The 23150-nt window shown below is 59.6% G+C and carries 27 protein-coding genes; 22 read left to right on the forward strand and 5 right to left on the reverse strand.

The features are described 5' to 3' along the window. Positions 1–45: 45 nt before the first annotated feature. The 3 genes from ACYCZ5_RS10815 to pepD are packed head-to-tail and all read left to right on the forward strand — an operon-like array spanning position 46 to position 3055. Positions 46–705, forward strand: coding sequence for a GNAT family N-acetyltransferase (locus tag ACYCZ5_RS10815; RefSeq protein WP_461544810.1), 660 nt, complete (start codon positions 46–48; stop codon positions 703–705). Then, entirely contained in the window at positions 702–1574 is an 873-nt protein-coding gene (locus ACYCZ5_RS10820; protein ID WP_461544811.1) for a carbon-nitrogen hydrolase family protein, read from the forward strand. Before ACYCZ5_RS10815 ends, ACYCZ5_RS10820 begins: the two co-directional genes overlap by 4 nt. A 29-nt stretch (positions 1575–1603) precedes the next feature. Beyond that, positions 1604–3055, forward strand: a complete 1452-nt coding sequence (gene pepD / locus ACYCZ5_RS10825) for a beta-Ala-His dipeptidase (protein ID WP_461544812.1) — start codon at positions 1604–1606, stop codon at positions 3053–3055. Positions 3056–3061: 6 nt separating this feature from the next. Here pepD and fliD read toward each other — a convergent pair whose 3' ends face one another. Beyond that, the gene (gene fliD, locus ACYCZ5_RS10830; RefSeq protein WP_461544813.1) at positions 3062–3865 is read right to left on the reverse strand and encodes a flagellar filament capping protein FliD; all 804 of its coding nucleotides are present in this window, start codon (positions 3863–3865) and stop codon (positions 3062–3064) included. Between the two features lie 142 nt (positions 3866–4007). Here fliD and ACYCZ5_RS10835 point away from each other — a divergent pair, with 142 nt between their 5' ends. From ACYCZ5_RS10835 to ACYCZ5_RS10845, 3 genes are all read left to right on the forward strand, one after another. After that, positions 4008–5186, forward strand: a complete 1179-nt coding sequence (locus ACYCZ5_RS10835) for a GGDEF domain-containing protein (protein WP_461544814.1) — start codon at positions 4008–4010, stop codon at positions 5184–5186. 3 nt (positions 5187–5189) lie between these two features. Next, on the forward strand, positions 5190–5531 hold the full coding sequence (locus ACYCZ5_RS10840; RefSeq protein ID WP_461544815.1) for a hypothetical protein: 342 nt from the start codon (positions 5190–5192) through the stop codon (positions 5529–5531). 121 nt (positions 5532–5652) lie between these two features. Next, positions 5653–6969 carry an enoyl ACP reductase FabMG family protein gene (locus ACYCZ5_RS10845; protein WP_461544816.1) on the forward strand — a complete coding sequence of 439 codons (1317 nt, stop codon included), beginning with the start codon at positions 5653–5655 and terminating at the stop codon, positions 6967–6969. Positions 6970–7031: 62 nt separating this feature from the next. Here ACYCZ5_RS10845 and ACYCZ5_RS10850 read toward each other — a convergent pair whose 3' ends face one another. Beyond that, positions 7032–7628, reverse strand: coding sequence for a malonic semialdehyde reductase (locus tag ACYCZ5_RS10850; RefSeq protein WP_461544817.1), 597 nt, complete (start codon positions 7626–7628; stop codon positions 7032–7034). 227 nt (positions 7629–7855) lie between these two features. Here ACYCZ5_RS10850 and ACYCZ5_RS10855 point away from each other — a divergent pair, with 227 nt between their 5' ends. The 4 genes from ACYCZ5_RS10855 (at position 7856) to grxD (ending at position 10408) form a co-directional block, all read left to right on the forward strand. Next, the gene (locus tag ACYCZ5_RS10855; RefSeq protein ID WP_461544818.1) at positions 7856–9412 is read left to right on the forward strand and encodes a bacteriohemerythrin; all 1557 of its coding nucleotides are present in this window, start codon (positions 7856–7858) and stop codon (positions 9410–9412) included. A gap of 108 nt (positions 9413–9520) precedes the next feature. Further along, positions 9521–9814 carry a TusE/DsrC/DsvC family sulfur relay protein gene (locus ACYCZ5_RS10860; RefSeq protein ID WP_461544819.1) on the forward strand — a complete coding sequence of 98 codons (294 nt, stop codon included), beginning with the start codon at positions 9521–9523 and terminating at the stop codon, positions 9812–9814. Between the two features lie 9 nt (positions 9815–9823). Further along, the gene (locus ACYCZ5_RS10865; protein ID WP_461544820.1) at positions 9824–10063 is read left to right on the forward strand and encodes a BolA family protein; all 240 of its coding nucleotides are present in this window, start codon (positions 9824–9826) and stop codon (positions 10061–10063) included. Between the two features lie 9 nt (positions 10064–10072). Then, on the forward strand, positions 10073–10408 hold the full coding sequence (grxD, locus tag ACYCZ5_RS10870; RefSeq protein WP_461544821.1) for a Grx4 family monothiol glutaredoxin: 336 nt from the start codon (positions 10073–10075) through the stop codon (positions 10406–10408). A 12-nt stretch (positions 10409–10420) separates the two neighbouring features. Here grxD and ACYCZ5_RS10875 read toward each other — a convergent pair whose 3' ends face one another. Beyond that, positions 10421–10957: a YaeQ family protein gene (locus ACYCZ5_RS10875; RefSeq protein ID WP_461544822.1), complete on the reverse strand. Its 537-nt coding sequence runs from the start codon at positions 10955–10957 to the stop codon at positions 10421–10423. Positions 10958–11072: 115 nt separating this feature from the next. Here ACYCZ5_RS10875 and ACYCZ5_RS10880 point away from each other — a divergent pair, with 115 nt between their 5' ends. After that, positions 11073–12110, forward strand: coding sequence for a mechanosensitive ion channel family protein (locus ACYCZ5_RS10880; protein ID WP_461544823.1), 1038 nt, complete (start codon positions 11073–11075; stop codon positions 12108–12110). A 3-nt stretch (positions 12111–12113) separates the two neighbouring features. Continuing rightward, on the forward strand, positions 12114–13400 hold the full coding sequence (locus tag ACYCZ5_RS10885) for an MFS transporter (RefSeq protein ID WP_461544824.1): 1287 nt from the start codon (positions 12114–12116) through the stop codon (positions 13398–13400). A 39-nt stretch (positions 13401–13439) separates the two neighbouring features. Here the strand turns inward: ACYCZ5_RS10885 and ACYCZ5_RS10890 are convergent, their stop codons facing one another. Next, positions 13440–13853 (reverse strand): hypothetical protein, encoded by a 414-nt coding sequence (locus ACYCZ5_RS10890; RefSeq protein ID WP_461544825.1) that lies wholly within the window; start codon positions 13851–13853, stop codon positions 13440–13442. A gap of 101 nt (positions 13854–13954) precedes the next feature. Then, complete coding sequence (locus tag ACYCZ5_RS10895) at positions 13955–14674, reverse strand: pseudouridine synthase (protein ID WP_461544826.1); 720 nt, start codon at positions 14672–14674, stop codon at positions 13955–13957. A gap of 249 nt (positions 14675–14923) precedes the next feature. On the opposite strand from ACYCZ5_RS10895, the gene ACYCZ5_RS10900 reads away from it, so the two are divergent. The 10 genes from ACYCZ5_RS10900 (at position 14924) to ACYCZ5_RS10945 (ending at position 23053) form a co-directional block, all read left to right on the forward strand. After that, complete coding sequence (locus ACYCZ5_RS10900; RefSeq protein ID WP_461544827.1) at positions 14924–15310, forward strand: hypothetical protein; 387 nt, start codon at positions 14924–14926, stop codon at positions 15308–15310. 81 nt (positions 15311–15391) lie between these two features. Continuing rightward, positions 15392–17209 (forward strand): bifunctional tRNA (5-methylaminomethyl-2-thiouridine)(34)-methyltransferase MnmC2/FAD-dependent 5-carboxymethylaminomethyl-2-thiouridine(34) oxidoreductase MnmC1, encoded by a 1818-nt coding sequence (mnmC, locus tag ACYCZ5_RS10905; protein ID WP_461544828.1) that lies wholly within the window; start codon positions 15392–15394, stop codon positions 17207–17209. A 31-nt stretch (positions 17210–17240) separates the two neighbouring features. After that, positions 17241–17912 carry a hypothetical protein gene (locus ACYCZ5_RS10910; protein ID WP_461544829.1) on the forward strand — a complete coding sequence of 224 codons (672 nt, stop codon included), beginning with the start codon at positions 17241–17243 and terminating at the stop codon, positions 17910–17912. Between the two features lie 13 nt (positions 17913–17925). Next, complete coding sequence (locus ACYCZ5_RS10915) at positions 17926–18759, forward strand: class I SAM-dependent methyltransferase (protein WP_461544830.1); 834 nt, start codon at positions 17926–17928, stop codon at positions 18757–18759. Positions 18760–18761: 2 nt separating this feature from the next. Next, positions 18762–19160, forward strand: coding sequence for a group II truncated hemoglobin (locus tag ACYCZ5_RS10920; protein ID WP_461544831.1), 399 nt, complete (start codon positions 18762–18764; stop codon positions 19158–19160). A 4-nt stretch (positions 19161–19164) separates the two neighbouring features. Beyond that, positions 19165–21015 carry a CHASE2 domain-containing protein gene (locus ACYCZ5_RS10925; protein WP_461544832.1) on the forward strand — a complete coding sequence of 617 codons (1851 nt, stop codon included), beginning with the start codon at positions 19165–19167 and terminating at the stop codon, positions 21013–21015. After that, complete coding sequence (locus tag ACYCZ5_RS10930) at positions 21012–21506, forward strand: SH3 domain-containing protein (protein WP_461544833.1); 495 nt, start codon at positions 21012–21014, stop codon at positions 21504–21506. Before ACYCZ5_RS10925 ends, ACYCZ5_RS10930 begins: the two co-directional genes overlap by 4 nt. Continuing rightward, positions 21503–22342: a M48 family metallopeptidase gene (locus ACYCZ5_RS10935; protein WP_461544834.1), complete on the forward strand. Its 840-nt coding sequence runs from the start codon at positions 21503–21505 to the stop codon at positions 22340–22342. The genes ACYCZ5_RS10930 and ACYCZ5_RS10935 overlap by 4 nt, the downstream gene beginning before the upstream one ends. A gap of 10 nt (positions 22343–22352) precedes the next feature. After that, positions 22353–22601, forward strand: a complete 249-nt coding sequence (locus ACYCZ5_RS10940) for a hypothetical protein (protein WP_461544835.1) — start codon at positions 22353–22355, stop codon at positions 22599–22601. Between the two features lie 80 nt (positions 22602–22681). Next, entirely contained in the window at positions 22682–23053 is a 372-nt protein-coding gene (locus ACYCZ5_RS10945) for a hypothetical protein (RefSeq protein WP_461544836.1), read from the forward strand. Positions 23054–23150: the final 97 nt, after the last annotated feature.

The raw sequence follows: 23150 nt of genomic DNA on the forward strand, positions 1-23150 counted from the left end.
GGCAATTGCCCGAGGCGCCGGATATTTTTTGATGGGAGGCGGGGCGTGAAGATCCGTATCATGATGACGGAGGACATCGAGGCTGCGACTGATCTGCAGCAACGGGTCTATTCGGCTATCCCGCCTTTCACGCAACAACAGTTCGAGAGCCTGCTTGATCATTTCCCTCAGGGGCAGTTCGTCGCTGAACTGGATGGCAAGATCGTCGGGCTGGCGGTGTCGCTGGTGATCATGTGGGACGATTACAGCCTGCATCACACCTGGAATAGCGTGACCAACAATGGATATTTCGACACGCACGACATGAGCGGGCGCACGCTCTATGGTGCCGAGGTCTGTGTCGATCCGGCGGTACGTCATCATGGTGTGGGACACGGTCTATACGAGGCGCGGCGCAAATTGTGCCGCGCGATGAACCTGAAGCGCATCATCGCGGGCGGGCGCCTGCCCGGTTATCACAAGGTGGCCGAGCGCATGCCGCCCGAGGAATATGCCAAGCGCGTGGTCTGGGGAGACATCTACGATCCGGTGCTGCGCTTTCAGCTGGGAGAAGGTTTCAACTATTGCGGCATCCTGAAAGGCTATCTGCCGGCGGATGACGATTCACTGGGCAATGCGGCGCTGATCGTCTGGCTCAATCCGGATTTCGATGCGGACCGTCCGACCGTGTTGCCGACCACCAAGCTATTGCAGGAGGGGATATGAGAGTTCGCATCGCGGCAGTCCAGTACAAGTTGCGCCACGTCGATGATTGGGAAGGGTTTGCCAATCAGGTGCGCTTCGTTCTGCATAGTGCAGCCGACTATGAACCGCATTACGTGTTGCTGCCGGAGATATTCACCACGCAGATATTGTCGTTCATGGACAATGAGGATGTGCCCAAGGCCGTGCGCGAGTTGAGCGAGTACACGGCGCGTTATATCGAACTGCTGCGCGGTCTGGCGATGAAGCACAAGTTCTTCCTGATCGGCGGCACTCACCCCACCATGCGTGAAGGACGACTGTTCAATACCGCCTATCTTTTCACGCCGGACGGCGAGGTGCATACGCAGGACAAGATCCACCGCACGCGCTGGGAGAAGGAGAAATGGCACACCGACCACGGCGATGCACTCAAGGTGTTCCACACGCCGCACGCCAAGATCGGCATCCTGATCTGCTATGACATCGAGTTCCCGGAGCTGGCGCGTCGTTTGTCGGAAGAGGGCGCGGAGATCGTGTTCGTGCCTTCCTGTACGGATGACAGGCAGGGTTTTCTGCGTGTGCGCTACTGTTGCCATGCGCGCGCCATCGAGAACCAGATCTATGTTGCCATGACCAGCACGGTGGGCAATCTGCCGGTGGCCGGTTTGCGTCTGCATTACGGTCAGGCGTCCATCATCACGCCTTCCGACTTCCCGTTCGCGCGCGACGGTATCGCTGCCGAGGGTGTGATGAACGAGGAACAGATCGTGGTGGCGGATGTGGACCTCGCCCTGCTGGACGAGAACCGGCTCAAGGGCACCACCATCCCGTTGCTGGATAAACGTACCGATTTTTACGATGAGAAAGCGGTGAATGTCACCGTATCCTGAATATGTCTGAAACAAGCAATAGTTCGAACTTGAGTGAACTGCCGCCCTCTCTGGTCTGGTCACACTTCGCCACGCTGTGTGCGATCCCGCGTCCCTCCTATCGTGAAGAAGCACTGAAGCGGCATCTCGCTGCCTGGGCCGATGCACGCGGCATCGCGCATTTCGAGGATGCGGTCGGCAACCTCATCCTGCACAAACCCGCCAGTCCCGGTTGCGAGTCTGCGCCCGGCGTGATCCTGCAAGGTCATCTCGATATGGTGTGCCAGGCCAATGCCGGCACGGTGCACGATTTCGAACGCGATGCGATCCAGACCGTGCTGCGCGACGGCTGGGTGGTGGCGGAGAACACCACGTTGGGCGCGGATAACGGCATCGGTGTGGCGCTGGCATTGGCGGCGCTGGAAGCGCAAGGGATCGAGCATCCTGCGCTGGAAGTGTTGCTGACCATCAATGAAGAGTCGGGCATGGACGGCGCGCGCGGTCTGGTGCCCGGCACCTTGCAGGGCCAGTCGCTCATCAATCTGGATACGGAGGAATGGGGACATTTCTATCTCGGCTGCGCGGGCGGGGTGGATGTGGAGGTGCGCCACATCAGTGAGATGGAAGCGCTGCCGCCGGACTACGCGGTGTTGCGTTTCGATGTGTCCGGTTTGCGCGGCGGACACTCGGGCATAGACATCCATCTCGGGCGCGGCAACGCCATCAAGTTGCTGGCTGAGGCTTTGCGCGATCTGGCCGCGCACACCGATGTGCGCCTGATCGAGATGCAGGGCGGCACAGCGCGCAACGCCATCCCGCGCGAAGCGTTCGCGATCTGCGCCGTGCCTCTCGCTGCGGTGTCCGGTATAGACGAATGGGTGGAGCATCGCCTGACTTCCTGGCAGCACCGCTTCGCGGATGTCGATGCGGGCGTGACTTTCCGCTACGAGCTGGATGAGATGCCAGTGGGTCAGGCGGTGACCGTGGCAGAGCGGGATCGCCTGCTCGGCTTCCTCGATAACGCGGTCAACGGCGTCTCGCGCATCAGCGATGACTTCGCCGGTGTGACCGATACATCGAGCAATCTGGGCGTATTCAAGTTGGCGCAGGGCGAAAGCAAAGTGACTTTCAAAGTGCGCTCGCTGCTGGATGCGCGTGCGGATGTGCTGGCCGACAAGCTGGTCTCGTTCGCCTCCGGCTACGGTCTGCGTGCTTACAAGGATGGTGCTTATCCGGGCTGGACGCCCGATCCTGATTCGGCATTGCTGGCCTTGTGTCAGCAGGTGTATGCGGCCCAGTTTGGCGCGCCTGCTTCCCTGCAGGTGATCCATGCCGGACTGGAATGCGGCCTGCTGGCGGCCAGCCATCCGCATCTGGACATGATCTCGTTCGGGCCGGACATACGCGGCGCGCATGCGCCGGGCGAACGGGTGGAGGTCGAGTCGGTTGAGCGCTGCTGGGACCTGCTGCAGGCGGTGTTGCAGGCGCTGGCGCGCGCCTGAGCCGGATCATCCGTATAGCTGCGATACCAGCGAATACTCGGTGATGGCGGCATAAACCAGCTGCCAGTTGATGGTTTGATCCTCTGCCTGACTGGCTAGTGCGTCGTGCAGACTCAAGGTCTGTAACTGCGGCAGACCCGCGAGCAGATCGCTGTTCGAGGTGGTCTGCAGGAATGCTTCAAACGACGGGAACTGGCTGCCGGAACGGCTGATGAAATTGCCGGCTACTGTGCTGAATGCATCGGCAGCGCTGGCAAGCAGGGCCGTGGCACTTTGCGCATCGCTGGTGAATGCCGCTTCCAGTTTGTCGGTGTCCAGCTTCAGTCTGCTGCTTCCCGCCGGGAAGATGTCAGGCTGGAGTTCGATACCCAGCTGCGACAGATCGGTCAGTGTCGCGCCCCCGTTCGTATAGCTGCTTAGTGCTTGCGCATCGAGAGAACGCGACAAGTCGCTTGCAGTGGTGATGCTGCCCGAGGATGGCAGGTTCATCTTGTCGACAACGGCGATGGTGCTTTGCAGTGTGTTGAATGCATCGACCAGACTTTGCGCACGGGTGGTGAATTCGGCGAGATCGACGGTTTCCTCGGTCGTGCCGGATTTCAGCGGGCGCAGCGCGTTCTGGAACGTGACGCTGGCGGACAGCAACTGCCCTCTCGCCGAGATGCCGACCATGGTCGACGAATATCCGAACAAGGCCGGCGTGGACAGGCTGAGTTGGGCGGACAGCAAAGCATAGGAAGGCGTAACGGCAGGGCTGGCAAGGATGCCGGCCACCGATGCATTGGGGTTGATGCCGAGCAAGGGATCCATCTTCTTCTCCCCGGTCTGAATTGCGGAATGACCACTGGCTATCACATGGTACTCCTGAAGATCAGGCACTTAAAGCGCGCTGCCGCACGGATGCTGGCAAAACACGCGCCAGGGAATTAGACTCAGGCCGCTTGGAGGAGATATGCAAGATAAGTGGATGGATAGCCTCTCACCTGAAGATGAGGCTGAATTAGAAAGATTGTGTTTCCGTACGCTGCTGGAGCGCGCGCGTCTGGCTTCGATGATGGCGCCGCTAGGCACACTGTACATCGCCTGGCTGGTGTGGGAAACCACGCCCTGGTTCTGGATCTTCGGTTGGATGTTGCTCAACAGTCTTTCCGACGGTATCACCTATGTGCTCTCCACCCGTTGGTTGAAGCAGCCCATGCCGCATGCACGCATCAGCGCTGCGCTCAACTGGCAGATCGTGTTGCGCGTGTTGCAAGGGCTGAGCTGGGGCGCGGCCATCGTGTTCTTCCACGGCGAAGGTGAAACTGCAGCGATCGGCGATATGATCATCCTGCTGCTGTTGATCTCCATCTCGGCGGTCAGCGTGACCAACATGGCGCCTTCGTTCATCACCATGCTGACCTTTTGCGCGTCCATCTTGATTGTGCCCTTCCTGTTCTTCCTGTCATTGGGGGAGTCGCTCTACATCAATCTCGCCATCGGTCTGGGGGTGTTGTTCCTGGTCGAGATGCAGATCGGCTGGGATGCCTATCGGCAGTTCGAAGAGGGGATGCGCCAGCTAGTGCAGAACCGCAGCAACCGCCGCCAGCTGGAGTTGCGCAACGGGCAGCTCGACGCGCTCAACCAGACGCTGCAAGTGCTGGCGGTGCATGACCAGCTCACCGGTCTGTATAACCGCCACTTCATCGTCGAACAGCTGGAACGCCAGTATGAGATGTTCGGTCGCTACGGCAGTGTGTGCTCCATTGTGCTGATCGATATCGACCACTTCAAGAACGTGAACGACAGCTTCGGTCACGGGGTGGGAGATAACGTGCTGGTGTCGTTCGCGCGTTGTGTGGAGACGTTGTTGCGGCAGGGGGATTTCTTCGGGCGCTATGGCGGCGAGGAGTTCATGCTGGTGTTGCCCATGACGGATAGTGCGGCCGCCGCGCAACTCGCTGAGCGTATCCGTAGCAAACTGAAGGACAGCGATCTGCTTGCCGGCCAGCAGGATGCCTGGTGTCTGTCGGCTTCGTTCGGCGTGGCAGAGATACGTTCGGGTGAATCGCTGGATAGCTGGCTGGTGCGCGTGGATCAGGCTTTGTATCGCGCCAAGGACAATGGCCGTGATTGTGTGGTCGAGGAATGAGCGGTGCTACGCCTTGAGTCAACCCTATCGGTGTGGGGACGTCCCGAGTTCGAGGAGACGCTCAAGCGCGAGCTGATGCAGCTTGGTATCGCGGCTCTTCCGCTACAGGCGGGGCTGACTTCGGGAAGTCAGGCGCTAGACCGGCCGATCAGTGTGATCATCAAGCACATCGAAGATGCCGGCCCGGTCATCCGCGTGATGGCCGGGATATTCTTCAAGAGTGTGATTGCGGGCTGCAGTTGTGCCGATGACCCCACGCCGACGAACGAGCTGGATGAATTCTGCGAATTGCAGCTCGATATAGACAAGATGACGGCTGTCGCCACCATTACGCTGCAGGATTGAGTCGCGGCGGGATGTGAACACCTAAGGCGAGCCGTATCAGCCCCTTATTCTGTACAATTGCGCCCTCGCGAGCGGCCTGCAAGGCTCGCCTTGCCACAAAACATTAAACGGAGTCTATCGCATGCAAGCACCGATCCCTTTACGCAACGTTCCGCAGTCCAACATCTTTCGCAAGGGCGATGTCTTTGTGTTGTTCGGCGAACTGTTCGGACGGGGCTATGCCAACGGGCTGATCAATGAAGCGCGCAAGGCCGGTATGACCATCGTCGGTATCACGGTGGGGCGCCGCGACGAGAACAACGCGCTGCGTGCTTTGACAGCGGAAGAGCTGGCGACTGCAGAAGCCAATCTGGGCGGGCGCATCATCAATGTGCCGCTGATGGCCGGTTTCGATCTGGATGCACCGGCCGGTGAGCCGACCCCGACCGACCTGATCTCCGACATGACCCTGAAGAGCTGGCAGACCGACAAGCTGGATTGGGCGCAGGTCGAGAAGTGCCTCGCGGCCGGTGTGCTTCGCTTCACGGATTCCGTGGCCAAGGTGATGGCCGAGCTGGACGGCATGATCCCGGACGGTGCCAATGCCTTCTTCGCGCACACCATGGCGGGCGGCATCCCCAAGGTGAAGGTGTTCCTCGCCATCGCCAACCGTATCTACAAGGGACGCGGCGAGCGTTTCATGCCGTCCAGCGCGCTGGTCAACAGCGACCTTGGCAAGCTGATCCTGATGAATTTCGACGAAGTCACGGCCAACACCTTCCAGCATCTGATCGAGGGCAGCGCCGCCATCCGTGCACGTCTGGAGAAGAGCGGCGGGCAGGTGCGTTACACCGCCTACGGTTACCACGGCACCGAGATCCTGATCGGCGGCAAGTACGAGTGGCAGACCTACACCAACTACACGCAGGGCCGCGCCAAGATGCGTCTGGAGCAGCACGCGGAAGCGGCCTGGAAGCAGGGTATCAAGGCGACGGTGTACAACTGCCCGGAGATCCGTACCAACTCGTCCGACATCTTCGTCGGCGTGGAATTGTCGTTGTTCCCCTTGCTGAAAGCTCTGAAGCAGGAAGGCGGCGGCGCTTGGGCGGAAACACAGTGGAAAGCCTGCCGCGAGGTGTTACAGGAAGGCGAATCGCTGGAGAACCTGCTGAGCACCATCGACGCTTATAACGACAGCGAAGTGATGAAGGGTTTCCGCAATTTCACGGCCTGGCCGATGGACAACACTGCCGAACTGGCGGATGTGATGATCGGCACGTCGGAAGCGATCACCAAGATGCACAAGACGCGCGATGCGCTGGTGACGGATGTGTTGAGTTCACTGGTGCTGGAAGGTACCGGCCCGCTGATGTTCCACGAGACATCGAACCCGGCCGGTCCTGTGCTGTGGCTGAACCATGACGTGATCGCCAAGCAACTGAACCAGATGCACGCCTGATCGATACGGTCCAAAGCCGCGAGCGTCCTGCTCGCGGCTTTTTTCATTTCAGGCCAGCTGTATCACTCGATGCGGCAGGCTTCCTCGAAACTCAGTCTCGGATTGCGCGGATAGACACCCTTGGGGTCGCCGTAGCCGAGGCTGCAGACGAAGTTCGATCGCACATTCGTTCCCGCAAAGAACAGTTCGTCCACCTTGGTATTGTCGAAGCCGGACATCGGTCCGCAATCGAGGCCGAGCGCGCGCGCCGCGATGATCAGATAAGCACCCTGCAGCGTGCCGTTGCGGAAGGCGTTGGTGAAGGCGGTCTTCTCATCCCCGTTGAACCAGCTCGGTGCATCCGGTGCGTTGGGGAACAGTTTGCCCAGTTTCTCGTAGAAGTGCAGGTCATAGCCGATGATGGCCGTGACGGGCGCAGCCATGACCTTGGCGCGGTTGCCTTCCATCAATGTCGGCAGCAGCTTTTCCTTGGCTTCCTTCGTCTTCACGAACACGATACGGGCCGGGCAGCTATTTGCCGAAGTCGGCCCCATGCGGAAAGTGTCGTAGAGTTGGAGTAGCAATTCGTCAGGCACCGGCTGGTCGGTCCAGGCGTTGTGGGTGCGTGCCGCGAGGAAGAGTTGATCCAGAGAAGCTTGATTCAGGGCGGTGTTGGGCATGGTGGACTCCTCGTTAGTTGTCGCCTGCAGGGGATATTGAGTGCGATTATCACCCGATAATCCGCAGCAGGCCATGCCGTTTCAGGTTGTCATGTTTCCTAAAAGATAAAAATCGCATGAATGTATCAATTCTCAATTGTCTCCCCGAATGAAATGTGTCTTAATGCGTGCAGTTCGGCGCAGTGCAGCAGATATACAGATCGGACATGTGAAGGGAGCGACGGTAGATGGAAAAAGGTCAGGAGAAGCTTGCGATAAGCAAGCTGGTCTTTGAGTTGACAGTGTCCGGAAATGATTCGGGCGATCTGGACAATCTGCTGGAACATCTTTTCATCCTGTTGAGAGAGCATCGCGAGATCCCCGTCGAGTCGCGCGGTGCGATCCTGTTGCTCAACCCCCGCGGCAAATATTTCCAGGTTGCACAGTTTGGCATGCCGCCCGCATGGGACAACACGCTGAATTGGGAGGATCTGAAACTGCCCGAACCCGGTGCAGTCGAACGCTGCCATACCAAGCAAGTCTCCTATGAAGATCCCTCTGTCGGTGCTGTCGTACATACCCGCATCATGCTGCTGCCGTTGCGCGTCGAGGGGAAATACATCGGTTACGTGACCCTGTTCGTCCCGATGGGATACGAGCTGTGCGAGGTGTATGAGGATTTCTTCAGCGATCTGTCGCGCGCCCTGTCCGGTCTGGTGCAGCGCACCTTGTCCATGGAGACCTTGCGCATACGCGAGCTGGAACTTGAGGAAGCCCGGGCGGATGCCATCCGCAGTCTGGGCGTGGCGTCCGAATACCGCGACAACGAGACCGGCTGGCACATCATGCGCATGACCAACTATGCGCAATCCATCGCCAAAGCGATGGGGATCGCCGATGAGCAGCGGGAACTGCTGTATATCGCGGCACCCATGCATGATGTCGGCAAGATCGGTATCGCCGATGCGGTGTTGCTCAAGCCGGGCAAGCTGACCGACGAAGAGTATGAGGTGATGAAGACGCATACCGAGATCGGCGTCACCATCCTGGAAGGCAAGGACGAACTGATCAAGGCGGCACGCGATATCGCCGGTTGTCATCACGAACGCTGGGATGGCAAAGGCTACCCCAACGGGATGAAGGGCGAAGAGATCCCCATGCTGGCGCGTATCTGCGCCGTCGCCGATGTGTTCGATGCGCTCACCTCGACCCGCCCCTACAAAGAACCCTGGACGGTGGAACAGGCCCATGACTGGGTGATGAGCGAGGCAGGCAAGCACTTCGATCCGGAAGTGGTGCGCGCCTTCGAGGCGTCGATGCCCGAGATCCTGCGTATCCGCGAACTGTACCGGGACGACATCATCGATCCCAAGCAGGTGCTGACGCTGCCTCCTATCCGCCACCGCGAGAACGAATGGATCCCTTGGGACGACAGCCTGAGTGTGGGGATCGATGTCATCGACGAGCATCACCGCTATCTGTTCGATCTCATCAACGATCTGTATCAGGTCGTGATCAAAAAGCGCGGCGCGCGCGAAGTTGCGCGGCTGATCAAATCGCTGGATGCCTATGCCAAGATCCACTTCCGTTCGGAAGAGCAGATGATGAATCACTACGCATTCGCCGGTATCGATCGCCAATTGCACCAGCATCATGCCTTCGAAGAGAAGATCGCGGAATTCTACGAAGAACTGCACGCCAATCCGCTGGTCGCCCAGTTCGACGTGCTGACCTATCTGCGTGACTGGTTGATCCACCACATCCGTGTCGAGGATGCGAAACTGGTCGAGCTGACCCGCCACTAATCCTTTGGTGGGTGATCCATCATCTGCCCCCCCCCCAATAAGAGTAATTGACTAAATTACTCGGGTTAGGTTAAATGGCTGCACTTTTTCACTAGAGAGGGGCAGACCATGCAATTACCAGCACGTGACGGTGACGGATATCTCGTCGATATGAGTGATTGGACCGAAGAGATCGGCCGTGCCATGGCCGAGGCGGACGGCTACGAGCTGACCGACAAGAAGTGGCAGCAGATCATGAAGGCGCGCGAGTATTACGAGGAATTCAACTCGGTGCCACCCATTCGCAAGTTCGCCAAATACATCGACGAAGACCAGAAAGATGTGTTCGAACTTTGGATGACCGGCCCCATGAAGCCGATCACCAAATACGGTGGCATGCCCAAGCCGACCGGCTGCGTCTGAGGATCTTCAATGAAAGTCACACCCGACAACGTCAGGGATTTCATCCTGCAGGGACTGCCGTGCGAACACATCCAGGTCGAAGGCGACGGTCGCCATTTCGATGCGGTGATCGTGAGCAAGGATTTTGAAGGCAAGGGCATGTTGCAGCAGCACAAGCTGGTGTATCAGGTGCTGGGCGACAAGATGGAGAAGATCCACGCCCTGTCGATGAAGACGATGACGCCCGCGCAGTGGGCCAACATTCAATAAGGAATCAAAATGGACGAAAAAGAGATCGCACTGGACATCATCCGCAAGACGGTGACCGAGAACCCCATCGTGCTGTACATGAAAGGCACGCCGCAATTCCCGCAATGCGGATTCTCCGGCCGCGCCGCGCAGGTGCTGAAGGCGGCAGGCGTCAACAAGTATGTGGCCGTCAATGTGCTGGAAGACCCGGTGTCCTGGAACTATCTGAAGTTCTACGCCGATTTCCCCACCTTCCCGCAGCTCTATATCAACGGCGAGCTGATCGGTGGTTCCGACATCATGCTGGCGATGTTCGAGCAGGGCGAATTGCAACCGCTGATCGAAAAGGCCACCGCAACCGCCTGATCACTGGGCGCTTCAGCGCAGTTTGACGCGCTGGATCTCCATGCTGTGATCGCCGTCGCTCAGCCATACCTGTCCATCCTGGATGGTGCATTGCAGATTCATGGTGCGGTGCACCAGCTTGGGCAGCTCGCGCGTACTCTCGGGAGGCAGGTTGATGATGGTGAGGTTCTTCTGGCGTTCGAACTGCGAGCGGTTCTGCGCGAACCAAATGTCGGCCACGCGCCCGCCGTAGCAGTACACCACCACTTGCCGGGCGCGACCGCAGGCCTTGCGGATCAGCTTCTCGTCGGGGATGCCGACATCGATCCATAGTTCGATGCTGCCGGTCAGGTCTTTCTGCCACAGGTCTGCCGCATCTTCGTCGGTCATGCCTTGCCCGAACTCGAGATACTCATGCGCATGCAGGGCGAAGGCCAGCAGGCGCACCATAAGTCTTTCCTCCGTCTCGGAGGGGTGCTGCGCAAGCGTGAGCGCGTGGTCCTGATAATAGTGTCGCTCCATATCCGCGATCTGCAGATTGGCCTTGAATACGGTTGCTTTGATTGCCATGTGATTTCCTGATACGGCAGCATTGCTGCACAATGCACGGGGGGCGTAAGCATAGCGCATTGCGCCGCGTCCCCCGGCACTTTGCCATAGCCAATAACAGGGAAGACAGCAACTCATGTTTGAACAGACATACTTTGGGAATACGGTACTGGCTTACCTCACATCGCTTGCCATCCTGTTGGGCGGAATGGGCGCGATCTATGTGTTCAAGCACTATATCCTCAGCCGTCTGAAGAAGCTGGCCGAGTCGTCGGCCACCACTATCGACGATCTGCTGGTCAAGGCGATCGAACGGACAGTGGTGCCTATCCTGTATTTCGGCGTGCTGTACGCTTCGATCCATACCTTGCAGTTAAGCAAGGATTTCGAGCGCGGTCTCGACATCGCCGCCATCGTGCTGGTCACCATCCTTGTCGTGCGCACCCTGACCGCAGCGGTGCATCACCTGCTGCGTAGCTATTCCAATGCCGCCTCCGAAGAGGGGGGCAAACAGATCAAGGGGATAGGCGGGCTGCTCAATTTCCTGATCTGGATGCTGGCGCTGCTGTTCCTGCTGGACAATCTGGGCGTGAAGATATCCGCGATGGTAGCCGGTCTGGGTATCGGCGGCATCGCGGTGGCGCTGGCGGCGCAGGCGGTGCTGGGCGATCTGTTCAGCTACTTCGTGATCTTCTTCGACAAGCCGTTCGCGGTAGGTGACTTCGTGGTGGTGGGCGACAAGATGGGCGTGGTGGAGCATGTCGGCATCAAGACCACGCGCCTGCGCGCGCTGGGCGGCGAGCAACTGGTGTTCTCCAACACCGACCTGACCAACTCGCGCGTGCACAACTTCAAGAAGATGGATAAGCGCCGCATCGTGTTCAAACTGGGGGTGACTTACCAGACCTCCGCCGAGAAGCTGAGGCGCATCCCGCCGCTGGTGAAGGACATCATCGTGGCGCAGGAAGACGCCGAGTTCGATCGCGGGCATTTTGCAAGTTACGGTGATTCCAGCCTGAACTTCGAGTTCGTGTATTACGTGCATGGTGCCGATTACGCCAAGTACATGGACATCCAGCAGGCAATCAATCTGGCCGTGTTCGAGGCGTTCGAAAAGGAAGGCATCGAGTTCGCCTATCCCACGCAGACGCTGTTCGTGAACCGGGCGGCCTGAACCATGCTGAATACCCACCAAGCCAGCCAACTGGTACGCCTGCGCTGGACCGCATTCGGGATCGTCGGTCTGGCTTACGTCCTTTCGTTCTTCCACCGCTTCGCACCGGCGGCGATCTCGTCCGACCTGCAGCTCGCATTCAATACGACGGGCGCTTCTTTGGGCGGTCTAGCCGCGACCTACTTCTATGTCTACACCGTGATGCAGATCCCCACCGGCATCCTCGCCGATACGCTGGGGCCGCGCCGTGTGGTTGCCATCGGTGGCGTCATCGCCGGCATCGGTTCGATCATGTTCGGTATGGCGGATACACTGGCGATGGCGTCCGTCGGCCGTCTGCTGGTCGGCCTCGGCGTGTCGGTCTCCTTCATCTGCATGCTCAAGCTCAATGCCGTGTGGTTCCATGACCGTCACTTCGGCACGGCGACCGGCACCACCATCCTGCTGGGTAATATGGGTTCGGTATTGGCAGCAGCACCGTTGGCCTGGGCACTGGGCTTCGTCTCATGGCGCACGGTGTTCGTCGCGGTGGGTATCGCATCACTCGTTCTGGCTGCACTGTCGTGGTGGTTCGTGCGCAATCATCCCGGCGAAGCAGGGCTACCCAGCCTGCGCGAACTGGACGGAAAAGCTTCACACCCCGCGCATCAGGGACACTGGTACGACGGTCTATTGGTCGTGATGAAGAACCGTGCCACCTGGCCTGGACTATGGGTGAACATGGGACTGGCGGGCACACTGTTCGCCTTCGGTGGCCTGTGGGCGGTGCCCTTCCTGCACGATGTGTACGGCATGGATCGCGCAGTGGCGACCGATCACACGACCCTGTTATTGGCCGGCTTCGCCATCGGCGCGTTCTTCATCGGTACGCTGTCGGACCGCTTGGGCAGGCGCAAGCCGGTGATGTTCGCCGGTGCGCTGGTGTATAGCCTGTGCTGGCTGCCGCTGTTGTTCGGCATGCAGATGGGCAGTGTGGTCAGCCACACGTTGTTCTTCGTGATGGGACTGGCGGCGCCCAGCTTCACCCTGAGCTGGGCCTGTGCCAAGGAAGTCAATCCACCCGCACTCTCCGGCATGGCCACCAGCGTGGTCAACGTCGGCGCATTCCTCGGCACCGCCATCCTGCAACCATTGGTGGGCTGGGCCATAGACCGCGCGCATGCAGGCAACGCGGCGCCGCTTGGTGTGGTTGACTATCAGGTTGGCATGGGCATCATGCTGGGATTCTCGTTGATGGGGTTGCTCGCCATCCTTTTTGTGCGCGAGACGTATTGCCGCTACGCAGAATGATCCGCTACCTTTGCTTGCTGCTGTCGGGCGATCCACAGTCTAGAACGTGGTATGCCAACTGACCGAGCTCGAATCGGACTGCACTGCAACTTTCAGATGTTCTGTCTCCATCACGGCTGCGCCCGGTTGGAGCGAAAGTTTCATCTGTTCGTTTTGCAGGTTCAGACGCTGCTGATGTAGCGCGCTCAATACGTTGACAAGGTTCTTTTGACTCTGGGTCAACGCGGCGACCGATTGACTGGAAGCCGCCAGACGCGGCGCGGAAAAGTTCGTGTCACCGGACTTTACGTCGGAGAACACCACGCTGTTGTGCGCATGTTCCTCCGGAACGTAATGCGTGTAATGCATCGCAACAGGCGCGTGTTTGGCGGCATGGGAATGTTTGTGCGTCTCTGCTGCATGTGCGGCAAAGGACGCCCCGAAGAACAACAGACCGGTATAGAAGCGGCGCATTTTAACCTCCGTTTTGTTTGAAGGAATCCGCGTATCTACCTGTGGGTATTATGCGCCTCTGATCTCACAATACAACTGGTCAGGGACCATCTTGTCCAGCGTCACGCCAGCGGTTTGAGCAAGGCCAGTTCCTTGTCGTTCAAATAGCACCACTCTCCCGCATCCAGTCCCAGGGCTTCCAGTGTGAGCTCGCCTATCTGTGTGCGGCACAACGCCGTGCAATGGTTGCCGGCGGCGGCCAGCATGCGTTTCACCTGATGGTATTTTCCCTGTTCCAGCACGATCTTCAACTGCTGTTCATCCAGCTTTTCGCATAGCACTGCGGATAGCGGCGCGGGCTCATCGTTCAGCTTCACACCCTTTAGCAAGTGCTCGATCAATTGCGGCGTGACCGGATTGTGCGTGGTGGCGACGTATACCTTGGGCACATGGTGTTTGGGCGAAGATTGTTTGTGGATGAACGAACCGTCGTCCGACATCAGCAGCAGGCCGGTGGTGTCGTGGTCCAGCCGTCCCACCGGCTGCACGTCGCGGTTGGTGAATTGTTCCGGCAACAGCGAGAGCACGCCGGGGTGGTGTGAAGGTTTGCGCGAGCATTCATAGTCGGCTGGCTTGTGCAGCGCGATGTAGATATGCTCGCGAAACAGCCACGATTCGTCGTAAACGCTGAACTCGAGCCCGTCGGTCTCGAAGCGGGTGCGGTCATCGGTGACGGTCTCGCCGCCGACGCGCACATTGCCGTCGGCGACCAACCCGGAACACCATTTGCGGGTGCCAAAGCCTTGGGATTGCAGGATGCGGTCGAGAGATTGCTTGCTCATATGATTCGAATGTGACGCATTTCAGCAGGTGAATGAGATAAGTTGAATGCAGCCAATTGTACGGTAACGGAGGGCGTTGATCTTTTCACGCGATCTATATGCAAGGTATAGCCCGTAGTGGTGGATATATAGGCCATAGTCTATATACCCACAAAACTATATAGGCTATTCGACATATTGACGCGATGCATGCACGGCGGATACTCCAACTGAACAGAATCCCGTGTGATGTTGCTTTGGAGAGGCGCCATGACAGAAGCACATGTAACCCGTTATCCAGCGAACTGGCCGGTTCGATTCCTGTGTGATTGCAAGAAACAAGGTAAGCCGATCACCATACGTGAAGGTTTTGCCCACGATATCTCTACCAGCACTATGCGCATCCGTAGCGATCACCACATCTGCAGCGGGAAGGAAGTGGCGATCATGCTGAAGATACCGCCTCTGGATCAGAGCTGCGGCCATGCCTTGGTGAAGCTAGTGGGGCGTAGTCTGATCACCGTGGTGCATGAAGGTGATTTCCTGACAGAGATCGAATTCTCCCGCTTCGAGGATGATGGGCTCGAACGTTTGAAGAACCATCTCAGTCGCCGATTCGACAGTCTCTTCTTCGCCAGCCTGACCAGGATGGCTTAACTCGGCATCTACAGCCGCCGCGTATAATCCGCCGCCCCAGTTCCAGAATATCTACAGGCGGGTGACTCCGCCGATCACACCATGCTCGAATGGAAAGACGGCCAGCCATTCTCATCCCGTTTCGGCGATGTGTATTTCTCTACCGAATCCGGTCTGGAAGAGACGCGCCATGTGTTCTTGCAAGGCAATGAACTGACCCGTCGTTTTGCGGTGTTGCATGATGGCGACAGTTTTTGCATAGGCGAGACCGGATTCGGCACCGGGCTCAATTTCCTATGCGCTTGGCAGTTGTTCGAACAGACTGCGCCGCCCGGTGCCAGTCTGGATTTCTTTAGCACCGAAAGATTCCCCATCGACGATGAGGATCTGCGCGCCGCACTGGCATTGTGGCCGGCGCTGGCTGCACAGGCGGAGGCTTTGCTTGCCAGCTGGAAGCGCCGCGTACCGGGTTGGAACCGCTGGCATTTCGCCGACGGGCGCGTCCGTATGACTTTGGCGATGGAAGATGTGGCACAAGCTTTGCCGCAACTGCAGCCCGCCAGCGTGGATGCATGGTTCCTTGACGGCTTCGCTCCTGCGAGGAATCCCGAGATGTGGAACGAAGCCGTGCTGGCCGCCGTCGCCCGCGCCTCGCATGAGGGGACGACGCTGGCCACCTACACCAGCACAGGCTGGGTGCGGCGCAGCCTGCAAGCCGCAGGCTTCGAGGTGAAGCGCGTACCGGGCTATGGCCGCAAGTGGGAGATGACATGCGGACAATTCTTTGCTCACTCCCCAGCAAGCGGGCGAAGGGTGATGCCCCGTAGCGCTCTCGTCGTTGGCGGTGGCCTTGCCGGTTGCGCCGTGGCAAATGCCTTGGCACAACGCGGTATTCAAGTCACGTTGATCGAGTCCGCCGCACAACTCGCCAGCGCCGCCTCCGGTAATCCGCGCGGTATCCTGCATGCGCGCTTCGGTGCGGGCATGAACACATTGCATCGTTTTGTGCTGGCGGCCTACGGTCACGCGCTGGCGTTGCTCGACGCAGTGTTGCCTGTGGATGGTGTGCATCGTGCCGAATGCGGATTGCTACAACTGGCGGCTACCGATTCAGAAGCGAAGCGCATCGGCAAGCTGGCGACGCAGGAATGGCCGCCGCATCTGCTGCAGGTGGTGGATGCGGAGCATGCATCGGCGCTGGCGGGCTTATCCATGTCGCACGGCGGCATGTGGTTCCCCGCCGGAGGCTGGGTAGTGCCGACGGAAGTCTGCGCCCGACTGGCGCAGCATCCGAACATCACGCTGCGACTGAATAGCGAAGTCACTACACTGGAGCGGACTGCAAACGGTTGGCGCGCGCGCGGAGAGGGCTTTGCCATCGAGGCGCAGCAAGCCGTGGTGTGCTCGGCGCATCAGGCGAAGCAACTGGCACAGTTCGCCGCTTTGCCGTTGCAGCCGGTGCGCGGCCAGATCAGCGTGCTCCCCGCCACAGCAGCCAGCGGCATGTTGAAAGCCGTGCTGTGTGCCGAAGGTTATTGCGCTCCTGCGCTGGACGGCGAACATGTAGCCGGGGCGACCTCCGCGTTCGACGATGATGCAAGGGATGTTCGCGCGGCCGACCATGCCGAGAATATCGCCAGGCTATCCGCGCATATGCCTGCGCTGTATCAGGCATTGGGCGGTGCAAAGCCGTTGAGTGGACGCGCCGGTGTGCGTTGCTCCGTACCCGGTGCGATGCCGCTGGTGGGCGAGGTGGAGCCGGGTTTGTATTGCAGTCTCGCGCACGGCACGCGCGGCCTGCTCACTGCCGGGCTGGCGGCCGAGATCATCGCGGCGCAGATGTGCGGAACTGTGCCGCCTTTGCCGCAAGATCTGCTTGATGTGCTGGCGCCGTTGCCAAGGATGCGGCGGCAGGGGTAAGGTGCGCATGTGTCGGAAGGAGGAGGCGGTCATGGGCAAATATCTGTTTTTTATAGCAGGCTGGATGGTGTCGGCATGGGCATGGGCGGCACCCGGTGCGAATCTGGTGGGGCGCTGGGATTGTCAGGGAGAGGAAGGAGCGACGGTGCTCGATTTTCGTAGCAGTGACCGCTTGGTCTATGACGGCGAAGAGAACAGCTACCGCATCCAGGGCAATGCGATCATGATCCCCGGCCTGTTCGGCGAGGAGGCCTATCGATTCAAGCTGAAGGGCAAGAACCTGGCGGTGACCTTCCCGGAAGGTGAGACGATCCGCTGCCTACGAGCAGGCAGCACCAAACAGAAGCCGGGCAAACAGCAGGCGGGTGGCAACGCTGGCGCTTTGCGCGGTCGGTTGTGTCAGTGGACCGGCTCGTCCAGCAGCTACAGTGGCACCAGTTCCAGTCGCACCCAGTCGGCTCAGTTCGACGGACAAGGGAATTTGGTCTACAGCAGCGAATCGTCGTTCAGCAGCGGAGCGGGGATGGCCTACGGTAGCGGGGGCGGGACGCGCGGTGTGTATCGGGTACAGGGCGACCGGGTCCTAATCCGGCTGGAAGACGGCAGCGAAGTGAACGCCACAGTCAACATGCGCCAGAATGACGGCCGCATCACGGAACTGATGATCAATGGAAAACTATGGGCGAGTGGATTGTGTGAATGAGAATGGAAAAAGTATGAGCGGTAAAGAACAGTATCCCGAGATCCGTCCCGGCCAGTCCGTCGAACTGCTGATGGCGTTGCACATCCTCACGCGCGACGGCAAGATGAACCAGGATTCGCGCCGCAAGCTGAAGCAGGTGTATCACCTGTACCAGTTCATCGAGCCCTTGTTGCAGGAGGTGAAGAACGAGCGTGAGGCATTGACGCTGGTCGACCACGGTGCGGGCAAGTCCTATCTGGGCTTCATCCTGTACGACCTGTTCTTCAAATCATTGCAGGATGCTTCGCATATCTACGGCATCGAGACGCGCGAAGAGCTGGTCACCCATTCGCGCGAACTTGCGGAGAGTCTGCATTTCGGCGGCATGTCCTTCCTCAACCTGTCGGTGGCGGATTCCATCACCTCGGACCAGTTGCCCGCGGAGGTGGATGTGGTGACTGCGCTGCATGCCTGCAACACCGCGACTGACGATGCCATCCGGTTCGCGCTGGCCAAGCAGGCCAAGCACATCGTGCTGGTGCCGTGCTGTCAGGCCGAAGTCGCCTCCGTGCTGCGCAAGAACAAAGGTTCCGCGCTGAAGAACACGCTGACCGAACTGTGGCGGCATCCCATCCACACGCGCGAGTTCGGCAGCCACGCCACCAACGTGCTGCGCTGCCTGCAACTGGAAGCGCACGGTTATCAGGTGACGGTGACCGAGCTGGTGGGCTGGGAGCATTCGATGAAGAACGAGCTCATCATCGCCAGCTACAAGGACCTGCCGCGCCAGAAGGCGGCGCAAAGATTGAGCGAGATGCTGGAGATGCTCGGTCTGCAAGAACTGAGTACAAGATTCTTTACGGAGTGAACATGCAAGCGACAGAACCCCAGAACGACCATTACCAGCGCATCGGCGGCGAAGCCAAGATACGCGAGCTGGTGCAGCGCTTCTACCAATTGATGGACGAGTTGCCCGAGGCGCATCGCATCCGCAAGATGCACCACATCAGCCTGAAAAGTGCGGAGGACAAACTGTTCATGTTCCTCAACGGCTGGATGGGCGGGCCGCAACTGTATGTGGAGAAGTTCGGCCATCCGCGCCTGCGCCAGCGTCACATGCCGTTCGCCATCGGTGACGAGGAGCGCGACCAGTGGATGATGTGCATGTCGCAGGCGCTGGACGATGTGGTGGAAGACGAGGCATTGCGCAAGGATCTGATGGCCGCTTTCCAGAAGGTCGCTGATTTCATGCGGAATCAGGCAGAATAAAGCCATGCAGAACGCGCCCCGCACCCCAGATAGACAGAGCGCCCAACACATCGGGCTGGCTTTCATGTTGCTCGCTTTGCTGGAGCTGTTGTTCCTGCATGCGCTGTCTCCGCTGGAGAACCGGTTGTCGGACGCCTTTGTGCGTATGCAGGCAGCGGCACTGACGCCCGATCCAGACATCGTCATCGTCGACATCGACGATACCAGCCTGGCGCAGATGGAGAACGACGCCGGGCGCTGGCCCTGGCCGCGCGCCATCCACGGCGAACTGCTGCAAGGCATCGCTGCCCAGCAACCCAAAGCCATCGTGTTCGACATCCTGTTCAGCGAGCGCGATGCGTTCCGCCCCGATAGTGACGAGGCCTTCAATCAGTCGCTGCAAGGTCTGAACAATGTCTACTTCCCCATGGTGCGGCGCGATGCGGCGATGGATGCGCAGGGTGCGCCGGTCACCGACATCGCACCCTTGCTCGGTCTGCAACGCAGTGAAGAGGCTGACGACGATGCGAAGCTCGCCGTACTGCCACCGCTGGCGTTAGACCCCGAGCATTGGCGCGTCGGCACTATCAACTTCGAAGAAGACGAGGACGGCGTCGGCCGTCGCTATCAGCTCTACAGCGAAGCCTACGGCTGGCGCATCCCCTCGCTGCCTGCCCGCGTTGCGCAAGATCTGGGCTATGACGTGCCGCAGCAGGCAGATATGATCCTCGCCTGGCGCGGTAAGCCGGGCGCGTTCAAACATATCTCCTATGCCGACCTGTACACCGACTTCGGCCGCGAGCAGCGCCAGCGTCCGGCGGGCGAACTGAAAGACAAGATCGTCATCATCGGCACCGCCGCCACCGGCATGCACGATGTGCGCGTGACGCCGCTGGCCAGCCTGTATCCCGGTGTGGAGATGCTGGCCACCGCCATCGACAACCTGAAGAGCGGCCGCGCCATGCGCCGCGCCGATGAGGGGTTCCCGAGCGGCCTCGCGCTGTTACTGATCGGTGTGCTGAGCATCGTGTTCATGCGCGGCATGAACGCGCTGAAAGTGGGGCAGGGCATGGTGCTGGTCACTGTGGCGCTATTGCTGGCGCAATATTTCGCGGTCGGCAACCTGCTGCTGTTGCCGGTTTTGTCGCCCTTGCTGTTGGTGTGGCTGGCCTATGTCGCTTTCGCCCTGCGCGCTTATCTGCGCGAACGAAAATCGCGCGAGCAGGCGGTGCAGTTGTTCAGCCGCTTCGTCAATCCGCATGTGGTGCAGGAACTGGTGGCGCACGGCGGTCTCAGCCGCCAAGGCGAGAGCCGCCAGATCACCATCCTGTTTTCCGACATCCGCGGTTTCACGACCCTGTCCGAGAAGCGCACGCCGGAGCAGGTGGTGGAGTTGCTCAACCGTTATTTCAGTTTGCAGGTGGAGGTGGTGTTCCGCCACGGCGGCTCGCTGGACAAGTTCATCGGCGATTGCATCATGGCCTTCTGGGGGGCGCCGCTGGACGATGCCGATCATGCCAAACACGCGGTGGAAGCCGCGCTGGAGATGGGCGAGGTGTTACAAAAGTTCAAGAAGGAACTGGGCGAAGAGGATGCGACCTTCGATGTCGGCATCGGCATCCACAGCGGCCCCGCCGTGGTCGGCCTGATCGGCAGTGAGCAACGCCGTGAATATACCGCCATCGGCGACACTGTGAACCTGGGCAGCCGTATCGAAGGACTGACCAAGGGCGTGTCGCGCATCCTCGTCTCGCGCGAGACCATGCAGGCATGCGGGGATGCGTTTGAATTCCAGTCGTTCGGATCGTTCAAGGTGAAAGGGCGCGAGCAGGAAGTGGAACTGTTTGCCCCGTCCAGGAAAGGGGAGTCGGCATGAAGAGATTGATCGCAGCCTGTCTGGCATTCGGCTTGGTCGCCAGCGCCGCAGCAGAGGAGGCCGTCACCTTGCGCAGCACCGAGATGAAGGCAAAACCCTACAGCGATGCGCAGACGCTGCTGACCTTGCCGGAACGCAGCAAGGTGCAAGTGTTGCAGCGCCGCGCCTCGTGGACGCAAGTGAAGAGCGGCGAAACCAGCGGCTGGGTGAAGATGCTCAGCCTGCAATTGGTGCGCGGCACCACGCAGCGCCGCGCCGACAACGGCTTGCGCTCACTGTTCAATGTGGCGCAGACCGGACGCGGCGGCGGTACCGTCACCACCGGCGTGCGCGGCCTGTCGGAAGAGGATCTGAAGAATGCCAAGCCCAACCCGCAGGAACTGGAAGAGGCCAAACTGTACGCAGCCAGCAAGGCCGAGGCGAAGCGTTTCGCCATGGCGGGAAAACTGAAAGCCCAACAGGTCGACTATCTGCCGGGAGGTGAGAGATGAGAACACTCATACTGATGCTGGTGCTGAGCCTGTCCGTGCCGGCGCAGGCGTTCGATTTCGGCAACTTCGATCTGGAGAAAGCCGTGAAGACGGTGCAGAAGATCAAGAAGGCCAACGAGGACGTGAGCGAACCGCAGGAGATCGAGCTTGGCAGCGGCATCGCCAGCAATCTGCTGGGTGCCGCGCCCTTGCTCGACAACCCCGAAGTGCAACGCTATGTGAACCGCATTGGTCGCTGGATCGCGTTGCAGACTGAGCGCCCCGACATCCCGTGGACGTTCGGCGTGCTGGACGACCCGGACATCAACGCCTTCGCCGCACCGGGCGGTTACGTGTTCATCACCAAAGGCCTGCTCGCGCGCATGAACAACGAGGCGGAGCTGGCCGGTGTGCTGGCGCACGAGATCTCACATGTGCTGCGCAAACATCACTTGATGGCGTTGAAGAAAGGCGCACGCTCGGAACTGTTCAGCGATCTCGCCAACGACGCGATCAAGACCCACGGCGGCGACCCGCGCTTGACCAAGCTGGTCAGCGCCGGTACCGAGATCTACGCACGCGGTCTGGATAAACAGGACGAGTTCGAATCCGACCGCATGGGCGTCGTGCTTGCCGCCCGCGCCGGTTACGACCCTTACGGTCTACCCGCCGTATTGCAGACCCTGCAATCCATCAACCCCGGCGACTCCAATTTGGCACTCATGTTCAAGACCCACCCCTCCTTCGACAAGAGGCTGGCGCTGCTGTCGGACGAGATGACGCCCGCGCTGGATGCGTACGAAAGACAACCTGCTCTGGATGCGCGCTTCGCGGGGGTGCTGGGCGCGAAGCGGTAAGGGGCGAGCGATGCAAAAACTGTCCGCGCATATCGAGACGGCCGCCGCGGAATATCGGCAGGAAACCGGCAAGGACGAACTGGCACCGCTGTGGAGCGCCGAATATTTTCAGGATTGCGGCGTGATGGACGACTATCCCGGGCTGAGTCTGATCGAATTACACGCATTGGTGCAAAAGGCCCTGACGCTGAATGCCGAAAGGGAAGAAAAACGCGCCCGATTGGAGCAAGATAAGCATAAGCGCGCCGTAAAAAAATAGGGCAGGCCGCTCCTGCCGGAGTGAGTTCGCCGCCGTCCGGGGTGTATGCCAGATTTCATTTGAATTGCCAGGAGGTCGCTATGAAAATCCTGTACAACAAAAACGAGGTCATCGCGGCGGCCCACTTCATCGCCGAAAACAATCCCAGCCGAAAGATCCCCTCGCTCATTCCCCATACCGATCGCGGTTATCAACCCGTGCGCGGGGAAGTCGATGAGATATTGGGGAACATGCGCAACTTGGCCAAAGAGAACAGGGGCGTGTTCGAAGAAGTTCAACGGAAGCTGGCTGCCGGTGAGGCGGATGTGAATACCGTTCTGCAGAAATGGGTCGAGGTGTTGGGCGTGGGCGGCTACTGGATCATCGCCGAGATAGAAGACCACACCATCCTGTTCGCCATAGCTGTCTCTCCCTGGTTCGGCGAAGAATTGATCGTCGAGGAAGCGGTATAGAGCGAATGGCTGGGAATAGACCTTAAGGGGTGTACTCGGCCCGCCGGCTGAACAAGGTCGCAGCAACGGGGTGTTACGCAGCCCCAGCGCGCCGAAT

The sequence above is a fragment of the Sideroxydans sp. genome (genome assembly GCF_054604835.1).